This is a genomic window from Arthrobacter sp. P1_B9 (assembly GCF_056406495.1).
On the sequence record NZ_JBFUAA010000002.1, the window covers coordinates 31,608 to 55,862 of the forward strand.

Here is a 24,255-nt window from a genome sequence, read left to right on the forward strand (position 1 = left end):
TTGCCTCAGTTAGAACGCCGCCTGTTCGTCCTGCCCCCGGATCTTGAGGGAGCAGCCCGCAGCTGGATTGAACACGGTGAGCGGACGCCCCGCGCGCCCCGTTTGGCCTCCTCCGTGATCCTGCTGCGGGATTCGCCCACGGGCCTGGAGACCTGGCTCGGCTACCGCACGGGGTCCTCCCCGCTCGGTGTCCTCGCCTTCCCCGGCGGATCGCTGGAATCCACCGACGACGACGCCGTCGGCTGGCTGGGCCCCTCACCGCAGCACTGGGCCGAGCAGATGGGGACGTCCGACGTCGGGCTGGCGCGCCGGCACGTCGTCGGTGCCATCCGTGAACTGTTTGAGGAGACCGGCATCCTGCTGGCCGGCCCCGACCTGTCCACCACAGTGGAGCTGACCTCCAGCGCCGACTGGATGCGCGCCCGCGAAGCCGTGGCCGAGCAGGAGAAATCCTTCACCGACCTGCTCGCCAAGCGCGGGCTCTCGCTGCGCACTGACCTGCTTAAACCCCTGGTGAACTGGCTGAGCCCCGACTTCGCGCACCGCCGGTTCAACACCCGCTACTTTGCCGCCACCGTGCCCGTGAACCAGCAGCCCTCGCTGCTGGCCAGCAAGGGCGTCTGGGGCCGCTGGGTGTGCGTCCGGAAAGTCGTGAGCGAGCGGGACAGCACCGTGCTGGGTGACGAGGTAGGGCAGGAGAACACCGTCGGCCGGACCCTGGGCGAACTCCTGGTCCCTGGCTCGGAGATCATGCTTGAGAAGATGGCCAAGGCCAACGGCTGCATCGCCTACCTCAGCTACAAGCGCAAGGCCCACGTGTACCAGCCGAAGCTGGTCGAGGAAGACGGCCGGCTCATGCTGGAAGTCGAAGCAGCCAAAACGATCGCCGGCGAACCGCAGCGGGAACGCTAGGCCCGGGGAGCGCCGACGCCACGGAAGGCTGACTCCATGCGGGCAGCCTGTTAGGGCTTGGCTTGGGCGGGGGCCGGGCGGGGGCCGGGCGATTCCCGGGACATGCCCGGGACATGCCCCGCCCTGCTCCTGAGCACTGGACATGTCCCTTCGTGCCGCGTGCCGGCCCGGGACATGCCCTCCGGTGGACCTGACAGGTGGACATAGTGGCATTATGTCCAGTCGTTGCAGCCGGGGCGGGACATGTCCCTTCGTGCTGCCTGCCGGCCCGGGGACATGCTCCGCCCCGATCCGCACCAGTGGACATGTCCCGCGGACAACCAGCCCGAAACCGCCACCGCGAATTAACGGCAGAAGATTAACGGCAGAAGGCCGGTCCCGTTTCCGGGGCCGGCCTTCGTGGTTGCTACTGGGGATCCCTAGCGGGAACGCTGGCGCAGGCGCTGCATGTCAAGGATGACGACGGCGCGCGCTTCCAGTCGCAGCCAGCCGCGTTGCACGAATTCTGCGAGGGCCTTGTTGACCGTTTCACGGGAGGCGCCGACCAGCTGTGCGAGCTCCTCCTGCGTCAGTTCGTGGGCGACCAGGACGCCGTCGGTCGCCGGGCGGCCGAAGCGGTCGGCCAGATCCAGCAGCGCCTTGGCCACACGGCCCGGTACGTCGGAGAAGACGAGGTCGGAAAGGGAATCGTTGGTGCGGCGCAGGCGGCGTGCCAAGGCCTGCAGCAGCTGGGCCGAGACCTCGGGGCGGGTGCGCAGCAGCGCGTTGAGGCTCTCGTTCTTCAGGCCGGCAAGACGCGTCTCGGAAACGGCAGTTGCCGTGGCTGTGCGCGGGCTGGGATCGAACAGCGCCATTTCGCCGAAAAGCTCGCCCGGGCCGAGGATGGCCAGTAGTGATTCGCGGCCGTCCGGCGACGTGCGGCCGAGCTTCACCTTGCCGGAGACGATGAAGTAAAGCTGGTCACCCTGGTCGCCTTCCCGGAATACCGAGGCACCGCGTGAAAGGTCCACCTCGGTAAGTTCGTCCGTCAGCAGACGGAACGCCTCGTCGTCGAGCGTGGCGAAAAGGGGTGCGCGGCGCAATACCTCGATATCCATGAAATCTCCTGACTAGCTGTGTCGGCTGGGGCGCTTCAGCCATTCTTTCAGAATTTTGGAGCTTCTGTGACGTAGTTGGCACGGAAACGCCCGAAGGGGCCGAAAGCGAACGGCTCGGGAAGTCCGCGCAGATCCCTGTGCAGGCTGGCGGCCGGTCGGCAAACGTTCAGCTTACACCGGTAGAATCGTCGCTGAACTGTCTGTGAGGAGCCCCGGTGTTTGGCTTGACCATTTTGGACCTGCTGTTGGTTGTGGCGCTCTTGTCCTACCTGATCCACGGTCTTCGCAACGGCTTCCTTGTGACGCTCGGAGGCATCGCGGGATTCGCGGCAGGCGCCGTCGCCGCCTTCGTCTCCGTGCCCATCGTCAGCGGCCTCGTGGAGGACAGCGGCTGGCGCCTGACAGCGATCGTCGCCACGGCGGTCCTTCTGATGATCGTGGGCAACGGCCTCGGCACCATGATCGGGCGGCGAATCCGCAGTGTGGTCCCGTTCAGCCCCATGCGGGCGGCGGATCGCCTCGTGGGCGGAGGCGTGAACGTGGTGGTGTCCGCCCTCGTGATGTCGATGCTGGCGTTCAGCATCGGGGCCCTGGGTGTGCCGTTCGTGTCCCAGCAGCTCGCTGAATCCAAAGTCATCAGGTTCATCGACGGCGTGACGCCGATGCCGGTCAAGGCATCAATGGCGCAGCTGCGTTCCGCCGTGATCGGCGAGGGAATCCCCACCCTGCTGGACGGCTTCGGCCAGAGCCAGCCCGTTGCCGTTCCGGACACCAGCACCGACACGCCGGCGCTGAACAAGGCCGCCGCGTCCGTGCTCAAGATCGCCGGAACCGCCTACCAGTGCGGCCAAAACCAGACCGGAACAGGCTTCGTGGTCGCCCCCGGGCGCGTGGTGACCAACGCCCATGTGGTCGCCGGGGTCGACGAACCAGTGGTGGAAACGCCCGGTGGCCGCGCACTGCCTGGGCGCGTTGTGTACTTTGACTCCCAGCACGATCTCGCCGTCGTGGCCGTTGACGGTCTGCGCTCGGAACCCCTGGCGCTGGCTGCCGACCTGCCGTCCGGCAGCGCTGCGGCCTTTGCCGGCTATCCGCACGGCGGGCCTTTCCAGTCCAAACCGGCCACGGTGCAGGACATCGCCACCGTGCTGGTCCCGGACATCTATGGCAAGAATGCGTCGCCCGAGGACGTCTACCGGCTGGCCGGCGACGTGCAGCCGGGCAACTCCGGGGGTCCGCTCCTGACCATGGACGGGCAGGTGGCGGGGGTGGTCTTTGCCAAGGCCACAACCGAGTCTTCGCTCGGATTTGCGATCACCATGAATGACCTGAGCCCCGTGGCGGCGCAGGCGCCGGGTCTGGGCAGCGCCGTTTCGTCCGGACAGTGCATCAAGAAATAACCGGACTGCCATGCAGGCCCTAGCCACAGCCAGGCCGGAGCCGCACGCAGGCTAGAGCCACTCCAGGCTCTGCCCGTGCGGGCCCGTGATGGCTGCAGGCTGGCCGTCCTGCAGCAGCAGGAACCGGCCGCGGAGCCGGGCGTCATCCATTTCCGGGACCACACTGGACCCGTCTCCCTGCACCACCACCATGTGGCCTTCGTTCGAGAGCCAGTGGCAGCCCCGCTCCGCGGCGAGATCCGCCATGGTGCGCCGGAACCGGGAGCGGCCGCCGGCATCCAGGTAGGCCATGACGGCGCTGTGGAATACCACCAGGGCAGCGTCGGCCGGGGCGCGGCCGGCGAGTTCCACAAGTTGTTCGTTGAGGTCGCCGGCCACCAGCAGCGGCGGCCGTTCCCTGGCAATGGCGATCGCCTGGCGCAGCCGTTCAAGCCGGAACTCCTGCTCCGGCCAGACGAGGGCTTCGAGCCAGGCGACGTCGGCCGGGTCGCGCACGTCCAGGGGGTTGAGGTCGATCCCGGCACGCCATGCCACCCGGGGGATTTCCGCCGGCAGCGGCACCGGGCCCGAGGTGAGGCAGCGCAAGACCGGAAACGTGCCAGGCCGGGCGCCATCCGGAACCAGCCGCGTCGTCCTTGCTTCCGCCGCCGCCGGGTCCGCCGCCGACTCATCCGGTGCCCCCGCCCCGGTGTCGACAAACTCGTAACCGTAGCGGTCAGGGAACAGTGCCAGCCCCGCCGAGGCGCCCACCTCGATGAGGGACAGCGGCCGGCCCTCTGCCGCGGATATCTGCGCGAGTGAGGGCAGCAGGGTGGCGCAGCGGCCGGCCTCGTTCGTCTGCGTGGACCGGGACAGCACGATTTCCGAGACCGCGTCCCAGTGATGGTCCAGGAACCTCCGGAAATCGCGGTAAGGGCTGATCTGCGCGCCGAGGAACCGGGCCGCGGCGAGGATCAGCAGCGGCTGGCGCTTGTTGTGCGGCCACTGATCAATCCGCCGAATCACCTCGGCGTCCCCGGCGATCCCCACGGACCACGCGGCATAGCAGGGGGAGGAGTCGGGGGCGTCGACCGTGCCGAAGTGCCGGTACCACTGCGCTGTGTCCGTAGCCGTAGCCGTAGCCGTAGCCGCGCCCGGTGCTGTGTCCGAGGCGGTGCCCGTGGCAGGGTCCGGAGCTGCGGACGGTTCCCCGGATGCTTCCGCCGCCGCGGGATCCACCGGGGACATGCTCAGTCCCCGGCCGCGTGCAGCCCGGCGAGGTATTCCACTGCGAAGCGGTAGCCCAGGATCCCGGCGCCGGCGATCACGGCCTTGCTGATGTCCGAAAGGTAGGAATGGTGCCGGAAAGGCTCGCGGGCGTGAACATTGGTGATGTGCACCTCGACCGTCGGCAGGGCAACAGCCGAAATGGCGTCCCGGATGGCCACGGACGTGTGCGTGTAGGCGCCGGCGTTGAGCACGATTCCCACCGCCTTCCCGCGGGCGGCGTGGATGGCGTCCACGAGGGCCCCTTCATGGTTGGACTGGAAGCACTCGACGTCCAGGCCGTGCGCGGCACCGGCGTCTTTGGCGAGCTGTTCGACGTCGGCCAGCGTCGCCGTCCCGTATTTCTCGGGCTCGCGGGTGCCAAGCAGGTTCAAATTGGGTCCGTTGAGAACCAGGATGGTGCCGCGGCCGGCAGCGGTGGCGGAGGTGGCTTCAGTCATGTCTGCAAATCTATCGCGCCGCGGCCCGCGCGCGCCGTTCGTTACTGCCAATCGGTTCGTTACTGCCGCATTCTTCGCTGCTGCGGATGTTCCCGCCGCGGCGGCGTCGACAGGCAGGACCAACGACGACGGCGGCGCGGCCCACCACGGTGGGCGGCGCCGCCGCCGGACAAACAGGCCAGCCAAACACAGCCGACGAACCCTTATCGGAACGAGCCGGCTATTTCTTCAGCGACTGCGCGATCTGGGCCATGACGGTGTTGTCCGCCAGGGTGGTCGCGTCGCCGACTTCGCGGCCTTCGGCGACGTCCTTGAGCAGGCGGCGCATGATCTTGCCGGAGCGGGTTTTGGGCAGTTCCGGGACCACGAGGATGGTTTTGGGTTTGGCGATCGGGCCGATTTCCTTGCCCACGTGGTTGCGGAGTTCCTGGACGATCGCGTCGCCGGTGTCCACGGCGTCGGCGCGCAGGATCACGAAGGCGACGACGGCCTGTCCGGTGGTCTCGTCCGCGGCTCCGACGACGGCGGCTTCCGCCACCGCGGGGTGGGACACGAGTGCGGACTCGATTTCGGCGGTGGAGAGGCGGTGGCCGGAAATATTCATCACATCATCCACCCGGCCCAGCAGCCAGATGTCGCCGTCCTCGTCTTTCTTGGCGCCGTCGCCGGCGAAGTACATGGTCTCGAAGCGGGACCAGTACGTTTCCTTGAACCGCTCCGGGTCGCCCCAGATCCCGCGCAGCATGGCGGGCCACGGTTCGCGGATTACGAGGAAGCCGCCGTGGCCGTTGGGTACGGATTCGCCGAGTTCGTCCACGACGTCCACGGCGATGCCCGGCAGCGGGACCTGGGCCGAGCCGGGCTTGGTGGCCGTGACGCCGGGCAGCGGGGCGATCATCTGCGCCCCGGTCTCGGTCTGCCACCAGGTGTCCACGATCGGTGCGGGGTTTTCCTTCCGCTCGCCGTTCTTGCCGGCGTTGCCGCCGATGACCTCGCGGTACCACATCCAGGCCTCGGGGTTGATGGGTTCGCCGACGGAACCGAGGACCCGGATCGAGGAGAGGTCGGACTTGGCCGGGATGTCCTTGCCCCACTTCATGAAGGTGCGGATCGCGGTGGGGGCGGTGTAGAGGATGGAGACCTTGTACTTCTCCACGATTTCCCACCAGCGGCCCTGGTGCGGGGAATCGGGCGTGCCCTCATACATGACCTGGGTAGCGCCATTGATGAGCGGGGCGTAGGCGACGTAGGAGTGCCCGGTGATCCAGCCGACGTCGGCGGTGCACCAGTAGACGTCGGTCTCCGGGTGGAGGTCAAAGACCGCCTTGTGCGTGTAGGCGCCCTGGGTGAGGTAGCCGCCGGTGCTGTGCAGGATGCCCTTGGGCTTGCCCGTCGTGCCGGAGGTGTAGAGGATGAAGAGCGGGTGTTCGGAGTCGTGCCCGACGGCGGTGTGTGTGGGGGACGCGGCGCCGACGGTGTCCGCCCACCAGTGGTCCCGGCCCTCGTGCCAGTCCACGGCCTGGCCGTTGCGCTTGACCACCACGACGTTCTGCACGGTGTGTCCGGTGCCGTCGCCCTCGTGGGACAACGCGTCGTCGACGGCCGGCTTCAGCGCGCTGGGCTTGCCGCGGCGGTAGGTGCCGTCGGCCGTGACCACGAGCTTGGCCTCGGCGTCGTCGATCCGGGAGCGCAGGGCTTCGGCGGAGAATCCGCCGAAGACCACGGAGTGGATCGCGCCGATCCGGGCGCAGGCCAGCAGGGTGATGACGGCCTCGGGGATCATGGGCAGGTACACGGCGACGCGGTCGCCCTTGGCCACGCCGAGGGACTCGAACGCGTTCGCGGCCTTCTTCACCTCCTCGGTCAGCTGCGCGTAGGTGTAGGTGCGGGTATCTCCCGGCTCGCCCTCGAAGTAGATCGCCACCCGGTCCCCGTTGCCGGCCTCGACGTGCCGGTCCAGGGCGTTGTAGGCCGCGTTGACCTGCCCGCCGACGAACCACTTCGCGAACGGCGGGTCGGACCAGTCCAGCGCCTGGGTGAAGTCCTTGGACCAGCTCAGCAGCTCCCGGGCCTGCTTCGCCCAGAACGCCGGACGGTCGGCGGCGGCCTCCGCGTAATCGGCGGCGGTGACCACTGCGTTCGCGGCGAACTCGGCCGACGGCGCGAAACGGCGGTTCTCCTGGGACAGGTTTTCGAACGCATCGCCCTGGGGTGTCTGCGTGGCCGTGGAGCCGGGTGTCTGCTGGGACATGGTGAACCTCATCATTCATCGATCCGGGCTGCGCGGCCGTGCTCGCCACCGTCGCGCCGGGCCGCATGCGCGACGTCGGGCGGCGGCAGACGGCGGCAGTGCCGCTAGCGCTGTCTGGAATCAACACTAATACTTGGGTCCGACCAAACGTGCGCCCCGTCACAAACAGCACCGTGAGCGGTGTTCGTTAAGCGCCGAGTGGTCTGTCCCCGGCGCCGGACGGCGGGCCGGGGCAAGCGTCCGGGATTCGGAAATCTGGGGAATTCTGCTGCGTCCGCCCACGGCTTGTCAGCTAGTGATCGGCCATTCACTTGGCTAGGCTGAGATGAAGTTGTGACATCCGATGGAGGCGACAGGACCGCTGGCGGTCCTGTCCTTGCCTGCCGTTAGACGGCGCTGTCCAGGGCGCCGCCATGCTAAGGAGATACGGAATGAACGAGCAAGACAACGGGCAGCTCCGGGCGCCCGCCCAGAACCAGGGTGGAACGGCGCAGCCGGGGCCCGCCGGGTTCGGGGATGCGCCACGCTTCACGGTGGACAAAAAGACCGGGAAGAAGAACGAAGCCGTCCTCGGCCCGTTCACCATCCGTGACCTCACCGTTTTCGGCTCCACGCTGCTTCTTTTCATCGCCTCACTGATTCCTATGTTTGCCTTCGCCTACAACCTCTGGAACCTGGGCAGCCTCTTCTTCCTGGGCCTGGGCATCGTGCTGCCCCTCATTGTCACCGCGTTGTTTGTGGCCCGCCGCCTCAGCCCGTCGACCAAGATCCGGATCGGATCCCTGTCGATCGACCAGTTCGCGTCCGTTGTAGCGTCCTTCACGCTGGCCTTCTTTTTCCTCGCCGCCGCCGGGGCGTTCGTGCCGAGCATGCTGATCGCGCTCCTGGGCGCTTTGGGGCTCTTCGCCGCCACGGTGCTGGGCCGCTGGATCCCGTTCTTTGCCGGCGACTTCCTGGGCCGGGAGGACGCGCCTGCCCACGTGGTTGCCCGCGAAGCTGTTGTCCCGGTGCGAAAGCCCCGGGCACCGAAGGCGCCGAAGCAACCGAAACAACCGAAGGAATCCAAATTGACCAAGGACGCTGCGGGTGCGTCCGGCGCGGCCGGGGCGGGCGCCTCTCTGGCGGCCGCATCGGGCCAGGTTGCGTCCGGCCAGGTTGCGTCCGGCCAAGCCGCTTCCGGGGAGGCCGCGGGCTGGGCCAAGCGTCCGGCCACCGGCAGCCAGACGGCCACGCCGGCGGCAACCACACCTGCCGGGCCCTCTGCCGGGGCATCTTCGGCGGGTGCGGCGTCCGCCGCGGCCCCCAGCGCTGCGGCCCCCGGCGCACCGGAGACCCAGATCTCGGGCGTGGTGCCAGCCGCCGGCGCGGCTGCCCCGGCATCTACGGATTCATCGACGGCCCCGACGCAGGCCCCGGCTCCGGAGTCTGCTCCGTCCGCCGCGGACAAGACCCGGACCGCGGGCGTCCCTGCTGCAGCCGGTGCCGCCGCCGCTGGTGTCGCCGCCGCTGGTGCCGCTGGTGCGGCTGCACAGACCGCTCCCGCCGCGGAACAGACCCAGGCCGCGGAACAGACCCAGGCCGCCGGCGTGCCGGCCGCCACCGGCGGCAGTGCCCCCACTACGGTCAACCCCCAGGTCCGGCCGCAGGAACAGGCCCGGCCGCAGGAACCCATCGGCGCGACCGTTGATCCCGCCAGCCGGCCCGCGGAGGATGATGTCCACCCCGTGCACGAGGCCTTCTGGTTCGCCGTCGCGCAGCCCCGCACCGCCGTCGATGTGCGCACCGGTGCCCCGGCGTTCGTCATTGAACCCGGCGGCTGGGTCCTTGCCCTGGAGGACCGCGGCAACGAGTTCCTGGTCCAGCACACCGACGGCCGGCTCGGCGTTTTGCGGGACCTCAGCAACATCGAACGCGGTTAGTCCGCCGCCGTGAACACGGAATCCGGTGGCTCGGAACCCGGCAACCCGATCCCGGGGAGCGCCAAGCCGGGTGCGCCGCGGGCGTCGGGGGAGTCAATTCTGGCGCTCAAGCGCCGCGCGCGCCGGATCAACCGGGAACTCGCGGAGCAGTACCCCTATGCCCACGCGGAGTTGGACTTCCGCACGCCGTTCGAGCTCGTGATAGCCACGGTGCTGTCCGCGCAGACCACGGACGTGCTGGTCAACCAGATCACGCCCCTGTTGTTCGCGCGCTACCCGGATGCGCGGCGGATGGCGGAGGCGGATCCGGCCGAGCTGGAGGCCATCATCAAGCCCACCGGCTTCTTTCGCGCCAAGGCCAGAAATCTTCTGGCGCTGTGCACCCGGCTGGTGGACGAGTACGACGGCGAGGTGCCGGGCCGGCTCGCGGACCTGGTGACGCTGCCCGGCGTCGGGCGGAAAACCGCGAACGTCGTGCTGGGCAATGCCTTCGGCATCCCGGGCATCACGGTGGACACCCACTTCGGCCGCCTGGCCCGGCGCTTTGGCTGGACCGAGTCGGATGATCCGGTCCGGATCGAGTCGGACGTTGCTGAGCTGTTCGAGCCGAAGGACTGGACCATGCTCTCGCACCGCGTCGTCTTTCACGGCCGCCGCGTCTGCCATTCCCGGAAGCCGGCGTGCGGCGCCTGCGCGGTGGCCAATTGGTGCCCCAGCTACGGCATGGGGGAAATCGACCCGGAGAAGTCAAAGAAATTGCTGAAGTACGAACTCGCCCCGGGCCAGGAGCAACTGCTGGCCCGGCTGCTGGCCGAGACTCACCGCGCCGCGGAAATCCGGATGGAATCGCAGAGGAAACAGCCGTGACCGCGCGCCAGGACCTCGTCGAGCTCGTTGCCGCGGTGGAGGCGGGCACGGCGCCGGCCCCGGATCCGCGCTGGCGGGAACTCGCCGTCGAACCCGGCGAGCGGGTCCGTAGGGCAGCGGTGCTGATGCTCTTTGGTGCGCTCGACAACGTCCCCGCTGTGTCCGAGAAGTTGCTGGCTCCGGCCGATTTGGACGTGCTGCTGCTGCAGCGGGCCCAAACGCTGGAGGACCATCCCGGGCAGGTGGCGTTTCCCGGCGGCGGCATCGATCCGGGTGAGTCCGTGGTGGACGCGGCCCTCCGCGAGGCGGAGGAGGAGACTGGCCTGAACCCTGCGGGGGTGGACGTACTCGGCGTGATGCCTGAACTGGCCCTGCCCCGGGGCAATTTCCTGGTGACGCCGGTCCTGGCCTGGTGGGCTGCCCAGTCGCCGGTCCGGGTGGTCGACTACGGTGAATCCGCGCAGGTGTTCCGGGTCCCGGTCAGGGACCTGCTGGACCCGGACAACAGGGTGATGGCCACGGTCAGCCGGGCCGGCCAGACATTCCAGAGCCCAGCCTTCACCGTCAACGGCGTCGTGGTGTGGGGTTTTACCGGGATGATCCTGAACCAGCTTTTTGAACAGCTGGGCTGGGCCGTGCCGTGGGACCGCGCGCGGCTCTACGGGATTGATGTGTGAACCCCGCGCGGCGCCGGCCCGCCGGCCGGTCCGCTGGCTGTCAGCCACCGGGCTGCCTGCCAGGCAGCAACGGGGTTGCGGCCGCCTAGCCGGCAGCCACCGGGCTGCCTGCCAGGGGAGCCATCGCCCGTCCTCCCGACCTGCTGGAGGCGACCCGCCTGTGAGCGCCGGAATGATCCACAACCAGGCCGGTCGCGGCGTTCTCGCGCACGGCGTTGATGCCCGCCGCCGCGCTCTTGATGGAGCTGAAGAGCGGGGACACGGCCACTACCGTGCCATCCGCCGCCGTCAGCCTGAAGAAATAAGCCTTGTCGCCAGCTTGCGCGATCTCAAAAATGCCAGCCAAACCTGTGCCTCCCCAATATCCTTGCGTCGTTGCAATAGCCGGCGGATCGTACGGGAAATTCACCGGCCTTTCCGAGGGTAGCCCGGTGACGGAGCGCACACAACGCTACCGACGGGTACGTTACAGGCGGTGACTTCGGTCACTCATTTGGCATTGTCGTACGAATCGACGACGGCCACGCTGACCGGAAATTCCACCGGAATGCGGCCGAACAAGAGCTCCTTCGCGGCATTTGCGGAGTCCTCGATCGCCTTGATGCTATCCCCGACGGCGGATTCGGGACAGTGGACCATCACCTCGTCGTGGAGGAAGAACACCAGTTCGCCGGCGGCTGCGCCGTCCGACCGTATGGCGCGAAGCCTCCGTCGTAATTCCGCGAGCCAGCATGCCGCCCAGTCAGCGGCCGAGCCCTGGACCACAAAGTTCCGGGTGAAGCGGCCGCGCGAGCGTGCGATCGAGTCCGCCCGGCGCTGCTCTTCCGCGGTGGTGGAGTGCTGGCTCTGCAGCCAGCGCTCCGACGGCGGCGGGCTGCTCCGGCCCAGGCGCGAAGTCACGGTCCTGCCGGCTTCGCCGTCGCGGGCAGCCTGCTCGACGAAGCCCACGGCGCGGGGGTAGGTGCGGGCCAGCTGCGGCATCAGCCGGCCGGACTCGCCCGTGGTCGCCCCGTAGATTGCTCCAAGGAGGGCCACCTTCGCCTTCGCCCGGTCGCCGCCGAAGCCTTGGGCGGCAATGCCGGCGTAGAGGTCCTTGTCCCGGGCGGCTTCGGCCATTTTGGAATCCTGGGCCAGCGCCACGAGCACGCGCGGCTCCAGCTGCGAGGCGTCGGCAACGATCAGTTTGTGGCCGGGATCGGCGTGGACCGCGCCGCGGACCTGGCGCGGGATTTGCAGCGCCCCGCCGCCCCGCGACGCCCACCGGCCCGAGACCACGCCGCCCACCACGTACTCAGGCTGGAACCTGCCGTCCTTCACCCAGGTATCAAGCCACGCCCAGCCGTTGGCCGCGTGGAGACGGGCCAGTTTCTTGTAGGCCAGCAGCGGCACGATCACGGGGTGGCTGGATTCTTTCAGCTCCCATTGGCGGGTGGTTTTAACTTCGATGCCGTTGCGGTGCAGGGCGCGCATGAGCTCCTGCGGCGAGTCCGGGTTCAGCGCGGGCGACTTCAGCAGCAGCCTCAGTTCGGCCGTGAGCGATTCGAGTTTGGCCGGACGCTGACCGGGAGCCGGGCGGGGTCCGAGGTGTTCTGCGAGAATCTGCTCGTGGAGTTCCTCCCGCCACGGGACGCCGGTGTGCTGCATTTCGGCGGCGATCATGGCTCCGGCGGATTCCGCCGCGAGCAGCAGCTGGAGCCGTTGGCGCCGGCCGGCGTCAGGGACGACGACCGTGCCGGAGGCCGTTCCGGGCGCAGGTCCCGCCTGGCGAAGGGCCTCCTGCTGCGCGGCGTACTCGGCGCGGAGAGCCTCAATGGATTGGCCGGGACGCCGGCCGGAGGCCGGGGCATCAAACAAGGCCCCTTGTTCTGGCGGCGGGGCAGGAGGCTGCAGCCCCCGCGGTGGCTGGTTCAGCTCGTCGTCCTGGGTCAGCTTCTCCGCCGCCTGCGCGTAGCCGGTGTGGGCGGTGAACTCCGAGTGGGCCAGGATCGAACCGCACAAGGTGAGGTCGTAGCAGCGCTCGAGTTCCACCCCGGCGCGCAGCAACGCGGGATACCAGTCCTGCGTACGGTGCCAGATCCAGCGCGGGTGCCGCTCCTCAAACTCGCGCACAATTCCGGCGAGGTCGCCGGCCCTGACCACACGGGGTTCCGGATTGGAGGGTTCGGGGGCGCCATCGGCCGTGAGCTGCTGCAGTGCCGCGCCGTCGGCGTGGGCAGCGAGCAGCAGATACATAGGATCAATTCTGCCCTGCTCCGGGACGTGATCTGTGCTCGGTCCCTTGCCGCGGTGCAGGAAAGACGCCGGACTTGTCCACATAGCCCACGACGGCGGTTCCGCTGCGGTCCCGGCCCGGGCACAGTGGCAGCATGAACAGGCACCAGGACCGTGGCCCAGGCTCACCGCCACCGCGGGCGCATGAGCCCTGGACCCCCGGGGATTCCGCGGAAATCCTGCTCGTAACCGGCGCCGATGTGCTGCGCAGCGAGGTGGAACGCATCGTCGCAGCAGCCGGGGGCCAGCTGCGGACGGTGCAGGACGTTGCCGAGGCCGCGCCGTTCTGGGACGCCGCGGCCGCCGTGCTGGTGGGCAGCGACATCCGCGGGTTGCCGCCCCGGCGGAGGACCCCTGCCGTGATGCTCGGCCTCGAAGGTGACGGGGAAGGGTTATGGCATCTGGCCGCCGCCGTCGGGGCCGAACGCGTCGCGGTGTTGCCGGACGCGGCCGCCTGGCTGGCGGAATACCTGAGCCGGTCCCGCGCCCCGGAAGCCGGCGGCCTGGTGCTGGGTCTCACCGGCGGCTGCGGCGGTGCCGGGGCCACGACCGCCGCCATCTGGATCGCGCAGGCCGCCGCCGGGGCCGGGATCCGGGTGCTGCTGATCGACGGCGACCCCCGGGGCGGAGGCCTGGAACTTGCGCTGGCCGCCGAGGAAACCCACGGGCTCCGCTGGCCGGATCTGGCCGGGGTGAGCGGCAGTATCGACCCCGCCCAGCTGGAGGAGTCGCTGCCGGTCGCCGGCGGATTCTCCTTCCTGTCGTGGCCGGGAACCCGTGACAAAGCCGCCGGGGTGGACGCGACCACCGTGGCCGCGGTTCTTGACGCCGCACGCCGCGGCTGCGAATTGGTGGTGCTGGATATCGGCCGGGAACGGGAGGCCCTGCGGGCCTTCGCCGGCGAATGCGACCGGATCATCGTCGTGGCGCCCGCCCGGCTGCGGGCCGCCGTCGCCACGGCCTGGCTGCTGCAGGAGCTTCCACCCGTGGACACCGCGCTCGTGGTCCGGGCCAGTCGCGGCGCCGCTTTGGATGCGCCGCTGATCGCCGGCTCCGTGGGGCTTGTCCTTCAGGGCATCATGCCGGACATCAAGGATCTGGCCGGGGCAACGGAACTCGGCCGCCTTCTCGAAACCGGCCGGCAGCGCGCCGTCCGCCGGTTCGCGGCCGGACTCCTTGAGCTGAACGGCGGAGACGGCTCATGAGTGCCCACGCGGCCGTAGAACCGGCCGGACCGGAACGTCCGGCCCGGCGGGCACCGGGCCGCCGCCGCTCGCAGGGATTTCTCGACCAGACGCTGCTGGAGTCCGTGCGCGAGTCCGTCATGGCCGATGCCTCCCCGGTGACCCCCTCAAGGGTGGCGGCTGCGGTCCAGGCGAGCGGGCGGCTGCTCGGCACGGCCGGCGCCCTGGCCGCAGTGGAGAGCATCAGCGCGGAATTGAACGGCCTGGGCCCCCTGCAACCGCTCACCCGTGATCCCGCCGTGACAGACATCTTTGTCAACGGGCCGGACTCGGTCTGGTTGGACCGCGGCCGCGGTCTGGAAAAGGCGCCGGTCGTCTTTTCCGGGGAACCGCAGATCCGGGCCCTCGCCGCGAGGCTGGTGGCAGCCGGTGGCCGCCGCCTGGACGACGGTTCGCCGTGCGTCGATGTCCGACTCGACGGCGGCTACCGGGTGCACGCGGTGCTGCCGCCCATTTCCACGGCCGGGACCCTCCTGAGCGTGCGGATCCGCCGGGCCACGGTCTTCTCCATGCCCGAGCTGAAGCGCGCCGGCATGTTCGGGGCCGGGACGCCCGGGAGCCTGGTCCAGTCCGTGCTCGAACGCATGGTGGCGGCCAGGCTGAGCTTCCTCATCAGCGGGGCCACCGGTTCGGGGAAGACCACGTTACTGGCGACACTGCTGGGATTGTGCCACCCGGGGGAGAGACTCGTCCTGATTGAGGACGCCGCAGAACTGAATCCCGTCCACCCGCACGTCGTCTCGCTGGAATCCCGGCACGGAAACCTGGAAGGCGGTGGCGCCGTCGACTTGGGCGAACTGGTCCGCCAGGCCCTCAGGATGCGGCCGGACCGGCTGGTGGTGGGCGAATGCCGCGGCGCCGAGGTCCGCGAGCTGCTCTCGGCGATGAACACCGGACACACCGGAGGCGGCGGGACCATCCACGCGAATGAGGCGGCGGCTGTGCCTGCCCGGCTGACGGCCCTCGGCGCGCTCGCCGGCATGGGCCAGGACGCGGTACGGCTGCAGGTCGCCAGCGCGATCGACGTCGTCGTGCACGTCGAGCGGACCGAATCGGGCCGCCAGGTGGCGAGCGTTGGAATCATGGAGGTCCTAGACTCGGGCCTGGTTGTCGCCGCCGCACTGGAGATCCAACAGGGCGAGCTCCGCTTCGGCGGAGCCTGGCCGCTGCTGGCGCGCCGTCTCGGCCTGGATCCCGGGTTGGCCGGGGCGGACCCCTCCGAACTGCAGGCGGCGCTGCCGGCAGGACGGCCGCCGGGTTCCGGCCGCGAATCCCTCCAGCCCTGGACGCAGCGATGACCGTCTTCCTCATCGTCGTTTTGGTCCTGGCCGTGTGGCTGGCATTTCCCACCCCGCGCGCGGCCGGCCATCGTACCCGCAGGGCCTTGCACGCCGCGGGCACGCGAGCTCCCGCGGCCTACGGTTCCCCGGGATCCCGCCCAGGACGGGCCGTCGGGGGCATGACCCGTTGGCGCGGCAGGGGATCCGCCGATGCCGGGCCCGTCCCCATGACAGTCCTGGTCCAGCAGTTGGCCGCGCTGCTGAAGGGAGGGCGCATCCCCGCCCGACTGTGGGATGAACTGTGGGCCCTGTACGGCGGTGACACCGCGCGGGACGGGCCGGCGGCCCAGGCCGCAGTTCACAGCGCCGGCCAGCCCCGCACCGCAAACGGCACCGGCACGGTCCTCGGCCCGGAGTCCCGCAGGATCCTCGCAGCCGCGCGTGCCGCCGCCCGGCGCGGGTCTTCCGTGGCCGCGGCCATCCGCCGCGAGGTCTCCGCGGTCACTGCCGGTGCGGGCGCCGTCGTCACGGTCACCACGGGTGCCGTCGGCAACCGGGCCCGCCGCGACGTGCGTGTGTGGGGCGAGCTCGCCGCATGCTTTGACACCGCTGAAGCCAGCGGTTGCCCCCTGGCTGATGTCCTGGCGCGCTTTGCCGCCCACCTTGAAACGGAGGACGACGCCGAGGCAGCGCGGCAGACGGCCTTGGCGGGCCCCCGCGCGACCGTTCGTCTGCTGACCTGGCTGCCGCTGTCGGGTCTGGGTCTCGGCCTGCTGCTCGGCGTGGACCCGGTGGCGACACTGCTGGGAACTCCCTGGGGCCTCGCGGCGTTGGCCGCAGGCGTGGCGCTGACCGCCGTCGGCCGGTTGTGGTCCGCAAGGCTCGTCCGCGCCGCGGCGGAAGCACCAACGTGACGCCGCGGTGGTCGCCGTGAGGCCCGAACTTGCCGGATTCGTGATGGCAGCGAGCCTTGCCGGGGCAGCCGCAGTCGTCCTCGCCCGCCCGGGCCGTGTCCGCCGGCGGCTCCGGCGCCAGCTTCGGGCCCCTGCTGGCGGGGCCGCCCGGCGCCCGACGGTCCACGACGCCGGCCGGCACGGACGTCACGGCCTCCCGGGCCTGCGGGACACCGCCATGATGCTGGAACTGATCGGCGCCATGCTGGATGCGGGAGCCGGACTTGGCCGGTCCCTCGACCTCGTGGCCGCCCTCATGCCACCGGAACTCGGGCGGCAGCTTCGGCCGGTTGTGTCAGCCCTCGCAATCGGTGCGGACTGGGGCACGGCATGGCGCAGCTCCGGTGCCCGGGCGCCCCAACTTCAGGCCCTGCGCGACGCTCTTTCCTTCGCCGCGCTTACCGGCGCCCCCTCCTCAGCGCTCCTCTATGCCCAGGCGGCCCGGCTCCGCCGTGAACGCAACAGGGCCGCCGAGCAGCGCGCGGCCACGCTCGGGGTGAAGCTCGTGGTGCCGCTGGGCCTGTGCTCCCTGCCGGCTTTCGTCTGCCTCGGCGTCGTGCCCGTGCTCCTGGGGCTGCTTCGGGCGTGATGCCGGCAGCCCGGGGATCACCCCGGGCCCAAGGTTTATTCAAGTTGCTGGGGGATACCTTTGGGGCAGGCACCGTCGGAGTATGAGCGGTCTCGTGCGTCGGCTTCTCACAGCACCTCCTTGGCGCCTCGAATCCCGGAGTATCTGGGGTCTCGTACTAAATGGGAGCCATGCCAGGGGGGCAGATCAATGATTCGACTGTATAAAGCGGGCGTGATTGCAGCGCTCAACCTACTAGTGTTGACCGGTTTGGCGGTCGGTGCCAGTCCGGCGTCCGCCGCCGTACCGACCTGTCAGCCGGGAGCACCTCAACCGACCAACCAATACCCTGGCACAACGGTGATTGCCACGAACTTCGAGTCCGGAAGCCTCACTGCCTCCGGCTTCAACGCGCCAGCCACGACCGGGACCGGCACGGCCGATGTGTCCTCTGCAGAGCAACACTCGGGCCGCTGCTCGGCCCATGTTCACGTCACCACGGACGCCGGTTCCTTGGCCAATTTCTCCGCACCACTTCCTGCCGGGAACAATGAGGTCTACGCCGACGGCTGGTTCAACGTCACGAAGCCCGGCGTCGCGGGCAACAACGTTCCCTACTTCCGTTTCTTCAACGGGAACACCCGGTTCGTGGACGTCTTCCGCGATAACGGCGCTGCCGGCGCCCTGTGGCTGCGCGTGGCGGCGCCCGACGGCGCACTAAAATACACGGCGATGAAGGTCAACGTCCCGCTCGGCACCTGGCACCATCTCGTCATGCACGTCGTCGCCAACGGATCCTCCTCCACGATCGAGGTAACGTTCGACGGCAAGCTCCTGTATTCCAGCAAGCAGGTCGCCACGGGCTTTACCGCCGTCACCAAGATGCAGCTCGGTGCCGAGCACAGGCGGCAGGCCGGCGACAGCTTCATTGACGACGTCGTCATCAAGTCCGGAAAGGCGGGTGGCCAGCTTCCCGGAACATTTAGCCCCATCTCGCCGACCCGGCTCCTGGATACCAGGAACGGCTCTCCCGTCGCTAGGGATTCTGCCGTGTCGTTCCAGGTCGCGGGGGTCAACGGCATTCCTGCCAAGGTGTCGGCCGTAGTCTTCAACCTCACGGTCACCCAACCAAAGTCCTTCGGATTCATCACCGCCTACGCCGCTGGCACTGCGCGTCCCAACGCTTCGAACCTGAATTTCGCCAAGGGCCAAACGGTGCCGAATTTGGTCACGGTCCCCGTGGGCGCTAACGGAAAAGTCACCCTGTTCAACCGGTCCTCGGGATCGTCCCAGCTGATCGCCGACGTCACCGGCTACTACGTCACCGGCGCCGCGACGACGCCGGGAGCCTTCAAGAGCCTTTCGCCCTCCCGGCTTCTGGACACCAGGAACTCGAATGCGGTGGGCGCAAATTCGCCGGTAACCTTCCAGGTCGCGGGGGTCAACGGCATTCCCCCATCCGTTGCTGCAGTGGTGTTCAACCTCACGGTGACCCAGGCGCGGTCCCTGGGCTTCGTGACCGCGTACGCTTCCGACGCCGCCCGGCCCAACGCGTCCAACCTGAACTTCTCCACCGGCCAGACTGTGCCGAATTTGGTCACGGTCCCCGTCGGCGCCAACGGAAAGGTCGCGTTGTTCAACGCGTCCTCGGGCTCCTCCCACCTGATCGCCGACGTCGCGGGCTACTACCTGCCAGGAACTCCCACCGCTACCGGTGCGTTCAAGGCCGTCGGCCCCATCCGGATCCTGGACACCCGGAACACCTTCTCGGTAGCGGCGGATTCACCAGTGTCCGTCCAGGTCGCCGGTGCCAACGGAGTACCGGCCGGCGCGCTGGCAGCTGTCTTCAACCTGACGGTCACCGCTCCGCGGTCCTTCGGCTTCGCCACCGCGTTTCCGTCCGGCTCGCTACGGCCGAATGCGTCCAACCTGAACTTCGCCACCGGACAGACCATTCCGAACCTGGTCTCGGTCCCGCTCGGGCCTGACGGAAAGGTGACGTTGTTCAACCGGTCCTCTGGGTCCGCCCAGCTCATCGCCGACCTCGCGGGGTACTTCCTCCCCTAGCAACGCGGGGGTGACCCGCACCAACTGAACCCGAGGGGCTGTCGTCGCAGTACGGACGCGCAGCCCCTCGGGTTCAGCCCTGTCTCGGTCCGCGCAGAGCGCTGGCGGATCCGGGCACTACGTTTGGCGTCCGTTGACCGACCGGAGAGGCCAGACAGTTCTCCTCCACAGGCCGCCAGGACCGCACCTTCGGGCAGGTTTTCCACTTGGCTGCTATCGGGGCTTATGGCGCGATGTACAAGCCGGGAGAGTCGAATCAGCCGGCGATCACGCCGGTGACCCGTGGAAGGAAAGCAGATGTCAATAAATCAGGACACTCCCGCTGCAAGTCGCATTGACGCAGGGGAGGGCGGCGTTGCCGAGGTCTATGAGATCTACCCTGGCGCCAGCTCGGTTGTTCCCGTTCAGCCGCACGGACGCAGCAGGCCGCCAGCGGCGCAGGCCGGAATGGCTACCGCTGAATATGCCATCGCAACCCTCGCCGCCGTGGGGTTCGCCGGGGTCCTCGTGTTCATCATGCGCAGCGATGAGGTCCGCGGGTTCCTCCTGAACCTCATCCGGACAGCGCTCACGTTGCCATGAACGGACTCTGGCGCGCCAGGGGGAGCGGCGGCCGGAGGGAGCCGCCGCCAACCGCGGGGAGCCGCGGGGCCGTTACCGCAGAGTTCGCCGTCGCGCTGCCCTCGGTCGTTCTCCTGCTCTCCGTGCTGCTCGCGGGTTCGGCGGCCGGGGTGATGCAGCTGCGGGTTGAGGAAGCGGCCCGCGGCGGTGCCCGGGCGGTGGCGAGGGGAGCCGCGGCAGGCGAAGTCGGTGAGATTGTCCGCCGTCTCGCCGGCGACACGGCGGACTCCGAGGTGACGCACGACGGCGAGTGGCACAGGGTCACCGTCTCCGGCCGGGTCCCCGGGGCCGTTGGCTCCCTGGTTCCCTGGGCCCTCAGCGCCAGCGCGTGGGCGCGTGCGGAGGCCCCCGGCGCGGCACAACGGCCCGGGCTGGACGAGCCCCACCTAAAAGGCGTCTCCCGTTCCCCGTGGCAGGGCGGCACATGATGTCGCCTGCACCTGCACCTGCACCTGCACCTGCACCTGTCCGTGTCCGTGCCCGCGGGCCGCGACCCCGGAGCCCGAAACCCGCCCACGCCCGGCACCGGTGTACGTCTTCAGAGCGGGGGTCGGGGACCGTCCTGGCCCTGGGACTCGGGCTGGTGGTCATCATGGCGTTGGCCCTGCTGCTTCTTTTGGCCGAATCGGCCGTTGCGGCATCGAGGGCTGCGGCGGCCGCCGATCTGGCAGCGCTGGCTGCGGCGGATGCCGCGCGGGGCATCACGTCCGGCGAACCCTGCGCTGTGGCTCGAGAGGTCGCAATGAAGAACAACGCCACGCTGGCTGCCTGTGCCCAAGGACCGGACGACACCGTTCAGGTGCGCACCGAGTTCAGCGCCGGACCGTTCCTCGGGGCGGCCACGGGACTGGCCAGGGCCGGACCGCCCCCTGCGGCCGGGAACAGGCCAGCACCGTGAAAGATGCACCAACTCCGGCGGTCGCCAGAAGCCGTGCATCCGTCTGCGGCCTGGCGTGCAGCCCTGCCGCCGCCCGGCTCACACGAACGTGCCTGCCGCCCCGGCTCCGAACCTGCCGGCCGCCGCCCACGAACCGGCCGCTGAGACGTGGTCAGGCGCGGAGCGGCTGGGCGGGCTGATCGTCCGGGGTCCCGGCCGCGGCGGCCGTTGTTCCGGGATTGCCGGCGTGCATGAGGTCGGTGGCGTCTTGGAGCAGCACATCGATCAGTGTGACGGCAGCGTCCTTGTCGAGCGGGTTGTTCTTGTTGCCGCACTTGGGTGACTGGACGCAGGAGGGGCAGCCGGACTCGCATTCGCAGGCCTTGATGGCGTCGCGCGTGGCGGTCAGCCACAACCTCGCCTTGTCGTATCCGCGTTCGGCGAAGCCGGCCCCGCCGGGATGGCCGTCGTAGACAAAGATGGTGGGCACTCCGGTATCGGCGTGGATGGCCGTGGACACTCCGCCGATGTCCCAGCGGTCGCTGGAGGCCACCAGCGGAAGGAGTCCGATGGCCGCGTGCTCGGCAGCATGCAGCGCTCCGGGGAACTGTGCCTCGATCAGCCCAGCGCCGGTCAGCGAGCGGTTGTCCATGACAAACCAGACCGCCTTGGTAAACAGGTCCCTGGCGCCCAATTCCAAGGGTTCTTCGCCGAGGATCTCGTTCGAAATTAACGCCTTGCGCTGGAAGGAGACCACCTGTGTTGTCACTTTCACATCGCCGAAATGCACGGCCACATCGCCCCATTGGGTGGTGCGTTGCGTTTCAAGGACCTCGATCTGGGTCACGTCCCGGGCGGTCGTGTAGTAGTCCGGGTTCGCCCGCCGCACCACCACACAGTGATCGTCCTCATTCAGGTCTTCGACCACGTAGCTGTCGCCCTGGTGGACATAGATGGCCCCTGTGTGGGCCTGGTAATGGGTCTGCGGCGAATCCATGGTGCCGAGCAAGGAGCCAGTCTCCGCGTCCACTATGCTCACCGGACCTCCGCCGTCGGCCCGGAGGTTCACCATGGCTGCGGCATTTTGCGGATGGGTCCAAAACCATCCTGCCGGCCGTTTGCGCAGGTAGCCCTGCAGGACCAGGCGGTCCAGCAGCTTCTCAGCGGTGGACCCGAAGAGCTCCAGTTCGGCGAACCCGAGGGGCAGTTCCGCGGCGGCGGCGCACAGGTGGGGGCCCAGAACGTATGGATTGGAGGGATCGAAGACCGTGGCCTCCACCGACACGTCGAAAATCGCCTCGGGGTGGTTCACCAAGTAGGTGTCCAGCGGGTCGTCGCTGGCCACGAAGGCCGCGATCGCGTCCTGGCCGGCGCGGCCCGCGCGGCCGATCTGCTGGAACAACGACGCGCGGGTGCCCGGCCAGCCTGCGACCAGGACTGCATCGAGACCGGAAATGTCAATGCCCAGCTCCAGCGCGGACGTGCTCGAGACGCCCAACAGTTCACCGGAGCGCAGCGCCTTTTCCAGGGCCCGCCGCTCCTCCGGCAGATAGCCCGAGCGGTACGCGGCCACACGCTGGGGCAGGCTGGGATCCACCTCGTCGAGGAGGCGTTTGGCGATGGAGGAAATCGACTCTGCCCCGCGCCTGGACTTGATGAACGCAATGGTCCTGGTCCGCGAGGACACCAGGTTGGCCAGCAGGTCGGCGGTCTCGGCGACTGCCGTCCGGCGCTCCTTGGCACCGTTTTCGCCCCGGAGTTCGGTCAGTGCCGGCTCCCAAAACGCCACCGTCGTGGACCCGTGGGGCGAGCTGTCTTCGGAAACGGCCCGCACGGGCGCGCCGATCAGCCGGCCGAAGGACTGCCCGGGTTCAGACGCCGTGGCGGACGCCGCGATGAACACCGGTCCGGGATGCGAGCCGCCCGGGCTGTAATAGGCACAGATCCGACGCAGCCGGCGCATGAGGTTTGCCACATGGGAGCCGAAGACGCCGCGATAGCTGTGGGCTTCGTCCACGATCACGTAGCGGAGGCGCCGGAAGAACCTGGCCCACCAGGCATGGTTCGGGAGAATGCCGAAGTGCAGCATGTCCGGGTTGGCGAGGATGAAGTTCGCGTGGTCCCGGATCCAGCGCCGGGACGCGGGATCGGTGTCGCCGTCGTAGGTTTCGGCCCGGACTGTGGGGAGCTTCAGTGCCCTGATCGCCGCCAACTGGTCGGCGGCAAGCGCCTTGGTCGGGGACAGGTAGAGAGTCACGGCCCCGTCGTCGTGGATTTTCCCGGGATCGGACAGGACCCTGAGCTCGGAACGGTGGATCGCGTCCAGGGCCGGCAGCTGATACGCCAGGGACTTGCCGGACGCGGTGCCGGTGGCGATGACCACGTTCTCTCCGCCGTGGGCCAGTTCGGCGGCCCGGACCTGGTGAAGGTAGGGCTCGTGGATGCCCAGGGAACCGTAGGCTGCCACGAGATCCGGGTGCGACCACTGTGGCCACGGAGCATTGACGGCCTGGCGGGCGGGGATCGTCCGCACATGACGCAGCTGTTCCGGGTCCGGACCTCGGCCCAGCAACGGAATCAAGGACTCATGCGGGTTCACTCACATATTCTTTCATCCGCCCTCAAATCGCCCATACCCGGCACGCAGCCCGGCACGCAGCCCGGCAGGCGCTGCGGCTTCGCGCGGTGGCTTCGGCGCGGCTGCCCGGCAAACGCGTTGCCCCGGGCGCAGGCCCGCCGGACGGCCGGCGCTCGCGGCGCCTCAGCCCACGGACAGGTCGGCCCCTTCGTCTGACGTCGACAACATCAGGACGTGGCACACCTCGCGCCAGCCGAGGTGCGAATAGAGTTTTTGGCCGTCCAGCGAGGCGAGCAGCAGCCCGGAGTCGACGTCGTGTTCGAACGCCTGGGCTGCCAGGGCCTTCATGATGAAGCTGCCCAGCCCCCGCCGCTGGTAAGCCTCTGACGTCACGATGTTGTCGAAGATGGCGGTATGTCCCACCACAAACACGCGTCCGCTCGCGGCGACGTCCTCGCCGGCGCTGACCACCGCGTGGTGGACGCCGTCGGTCCGGGACGTCTCGAGCCTGAGGTCGTCATCCGAAAGCCAGGGGTCCTCCGAATCCTGGGTCTCCATGTCCACGATCATCATGGTTTGGGAGGCCGAGGTGACATGCAGCCCATTCCGCTGCCCCAGTATGGTGAATCGGGCCACATCGTTGGTGAGGATGGTGAGGACCCGGGCCGGCGCTTCGGCCGTCTTTGCCGCCAGCGCCTCGAACTCCGCGTCGGACGGATCGTAGGCGAAGTACTCCCATTCGTGGGTGGTGTCACCGCGAAAGGCCGCGGGGAACCTGCCCTCCCTGCGCGTCTCATATCCGCGGCAGCCGGCCCATCCGGCAACCCAGATTTCCAGCAGGTGAGTGGTGTCTTCAACCATGGCGTCAAGACTCATGTGATGAGCGTATTCCAGCAGTGCCACAAGCAACAGGGGCCGGGTCGGGGGAAGCCGCTTGCTTATCCAATTGTGACTGTCGCCCGGCCGC

Annotated in this window: 21 protein-coding genes; 13 read left to right on the forward strand and 8 right to left on the reverse strand. The window is 69.0% G+C overall.

Features of this window, described 5'->3' with window-relative positions:
- Complete coding sequence (locus tag AC1D1A_RS02655; protein ID WP_476855516.1) at positions 1–912, forward strand: NUDIX hydrolase; 912 nt, start codon at positions 1–3, stop codon at positions 910–912.
- A 419-nt stretch (positions 913–1,331) separates the two neighbouring features.
- On the opposite strand, the gene AC1D1A_RS02660 is transcribed toward AC1D1A_RS02655, so the two are convergent.
- Positions 1,332–2,009, reverse strand: a complete 678-nt coding sequence (locus AC1D1A_RS02660) for a Crp/Fnr family transcriptional regulator (RefSeq protein ID WP_011693220.1) — start codon at positions 2,007–2,009, stop codon at positions 1,332–1,334.
- Between the two features lie 215 nt (positions 2,010–2,224).
- Between AC1D1A_RS02660 and AC1D1A_RS02665 the strand changes: the two genes are divergently transcribed.
- Complete coding sequence (locus tag AC1D1A_RS02665) at positions 2,225–3,409, forward strand: MarP family serine protease (RefSeq protein ID WP_476887247.1); 1,185 nt, start codon at positions 2,225–2,227, stop codon at positions 3,407–3,409.
- A gap of 51 nt (positions 3,410–3,460) precedes the next feature.
- On the opposite strand, the gene AC1D1A_RS02670 is transcribed toward AC1D1A_RS02665, so the two are convergent.
- From AC1D1A_RS02670 to acs, 3 genes are all read right to left on the reverse strand, one after another.
- Complete coding sequence (locus AC1D1A_RS02670; protein WP_476947084.1) at positions 3,461–4,636, reverse strand: DUF2332 domain-containing protein; 1,176 nt, start codon at positions 4,634–4,636, stop codon at positions 3,461–3,463.
- Positions 4,637–4,638: 2 nt separating this feature from the next.
- On the reverse strand, positions 4,639–5,115 hold the full coding sequence (gene aroQ, locus AC1D1A_RS02675; RefSeq protein WP_028277671.1) for a type II 3-dehydroquinate dehydratase: 477 nt from the start codon (positions 5,113–5,115) through the stop codon (positions 4,639–4,641).
- A gap of 220 nt (positions 5,116–5,335) precedes the next feature.
- Positions 5,336–7,366, reverse strand: a complete 2,031-nt coding sequence (gene acs, locus AC1D1A_RS02680) for an acetate--CoA ligase (protein WP_476947257.1) — start codon at positions 7,364–7,366, stop codon at positions 5,336–5,338.
- Positions 7,367–7,797: 431 nt separating this feature from the next.
- Here acs and AC1D1A_RS02685 point away from each other — a divergent pair, with 431 nt between their 5' ends.
- The 3 genes from AC1D1A_RS02685 to AC1D1A_RS02695 are packed head-to-tail and all read left to right on the forward strand — an operon-like array spanning position 7,798 to position 10,829.
- Positions 7,798–9,285 carry a hypothetical protein gene (locus tag AC1D1A_RS02685; protein ID WP_476947085.1) on the forward strand — a complete coding sequence of 496 codons (1,488 nt, stop codon included), beginning with the start codon at positions 7,798–7,800 and terminating at the stop codon, positions 9,283–9,285.
- A gap of 48 nt (positions 9,286–9,333) precedes the next feature.
- Positions 9,334–10,152 carry an endonuclease III gene (gene nth / locus AC1D1A_RS02690; RefSeq protein WP_476947258.1) on the forward strand — a complete coding sequence of 273 codons (819 nt, stop codon included), beginning with the start codon at positions 9,334–9,336 and terminating at the stop codon, positions 10,150–10,152.
- Positions 10,149–10,829: an NUDIX hydrolase gene (locus tag AC1D1A_RS02695; protein WP_230008029.1), complete on the forward strand. Its 681-nt coding sequence runs from the start codon at positions 10,149–10,151 to the stop codon at positions 10,827–10,829. Before nth ends, AC1D1A_RS02695 begins: the two co-directional genes overlap by 4 nt.
- An 85-nt stretch (positions 10,830–10,914) precedes the next feature.
- Here the strand turns inward: AC1D1A_RS02695 and AC1D1A_RS02700 are convergent, their stop codons facing one another.
- Complete coding sequence (locus tag AC1D1A_RS02700; RefSeq protein ID WP_308288883.1) at positions 10,915–11,238, reverse strand: YegP family protein; 324 nt, start codon at positions 11,236–11,238, stop codon at positions 10,915–10,917.
- Between the two features lie 80 nt (positions 11,239–11,318).
- Complete coding sequence (locus AC1D1A_RS02705) at positions 11,319–13,061, reverse strand: bifunctional 3'-5' exonuclease/DNA polymerase (protein WP_476887250.1); 1,743 nt, start codon at positions 13,059–13,061, stop codon at positions 11,319–11,321.
- Between the two features lie 134 nt (positions 13,062–13,195).
- Here AC1D1A_RS02705 and ssd point away from each other — a divergent pair, with 134 nt between their 5' ends.
- The 8 genes from ssd (at position 13,196) to AC1D1A_RS02745 (ending at position 20,731) form a co-directional block, all read left to right on the forward strand.
- Positions 13,196–14,305 carry a septum site-determining protein Ssd gene (ssd, locus tag AC1D1A_RS02710; protein WP_476872251.1) on the forward strand — a complete coding sequence of 370 codons (1,110 nt, stop codon included), beginning with the start codon at positions 13,196–13,198 and terminating at the stop codon, positions 14,303–14,305.
- Positions 14,302–15,642, forward strand: a complete 1,341-nt coding sequence (locus AC1D1A_RS02715; RefSeq protein ID WP_476947086.1) for a TadA family conjugal transfer-associated ATPase — start codon at positions 14,302–14,304, stop codon at positions 15,640–15,642. The genes ssd and AC1D1A_RS02715 overlap by 4 nt, the downstream gene beginning before the upstream one ends.
- A gap of 161 nt (positions 15,643–15,803) precedes the next feature.
- Entirely contained in the window at positions 15,804–16,538 is a 735-nt protein-coding gene (locus AC1D1A_RS02720; protein WP_476931678.1) for a hypothetical protein, read from the forward strand.
- A 16-nt stretch (positions 16,539–16,554) separates the two neighbouring features.
- On the forward strand, positions 16,555–17,166 hold the full coding sequence (locus AC1D1A_RS02725; RefSeq protein WP_476855525.1) for a type II secretion system F family protein: 612 nt from the start codon (positions 16,555–16,557) through the stop codon (positions 17,164–17,166).
- 339 nt (positions 17,167–17,505) lie between these two features.
- Positions 17,506–19,212 (forward strand): hypothetical protein, encoded by a 1,707-nt coding sequence (locus AC1D1A_RS02730; protein ID WP_476947087.1) that lies wholly within the window; start codon positions 17,506–17,508, stop codon positions 19,210–19,212.
- Between the two features lie 297 nt (positions 19,213–19,509).
- A complete protein-coding gene (locus AC1D1A_RS02735; protein ID WP_476947088.1) occupies positions 19,510–19,794 on the forward strand; it encodes a DUF4244 domain-containing protein in 285 nt (94 codons plus the stop codon).
- Positions 19,791–20,261, forward strand: coding sequence for a TadE family type IV pilus minor pilin (locus AC1D1A_RS02740; RefSeq protein WP_476947089.1), 471 nt, complete (start codon positions 19,791–19,793; stop codon positions 20,259–20,261). The genes AC1D1A_RS02735 and AC1D1A_RS02740 overlap by 4 nt, the downstream gene beginning before the upstream one ends.
- Positions 20,261–20,731: an Rv3654c family TadE-like protein gene (locus AC1D1A_RS02745; protein ID WP_476947259.1), complete on the forward strand. Its 471-nt coding sequence runs from the start codon at positions 20,261–20,263 to the stop codon at positions 20,729–20,731. The genes AC1D1A_RS02740 and AC1D1A_RS02745 overlap by 1 nt, the downstream gene beginning before the upstream one ends.
- 151 nt (positions 20,732–20,882) lie before the next feature.
- Here the strand turns inward: AC1D1A_RS02745 and AC1D1A_RS02750 are convergent, their stop codons facing one another.
- Both AC1D1A_RS02750 and AC1D1A_RS02755 read right to left on the reverse strand, forming a co-directional pair.
- Positions 20,883–23,309 (reverse strand): DEAD/DEAH box helicase, encoded by a 2,427-nt coding sequence (locus AC1D1A_RS02750; protein ID WP_476947090.1) that lies wholly within the window; start codon positions 23,307–23,309, stop codon positions 20,883–20,885.
- A 162-nt stretch (positions 23,310–23,471) separates the two neighbouring features.
- The gene (locus AC1D1A_RS02755; RefSeq protein WP_223913610.1) at positions 23,472–24,164 is read right to left on the reverse strand and encodes a GNAT family N-acetyltransferase; all 693 of its coding nucleotides are present in this window, start codon (positions 24,162–24,164) and stop codon (positions 23,472–23,474) included.
- Positions 24,165–24,255 lie beyond the last annotated feature (91 nt).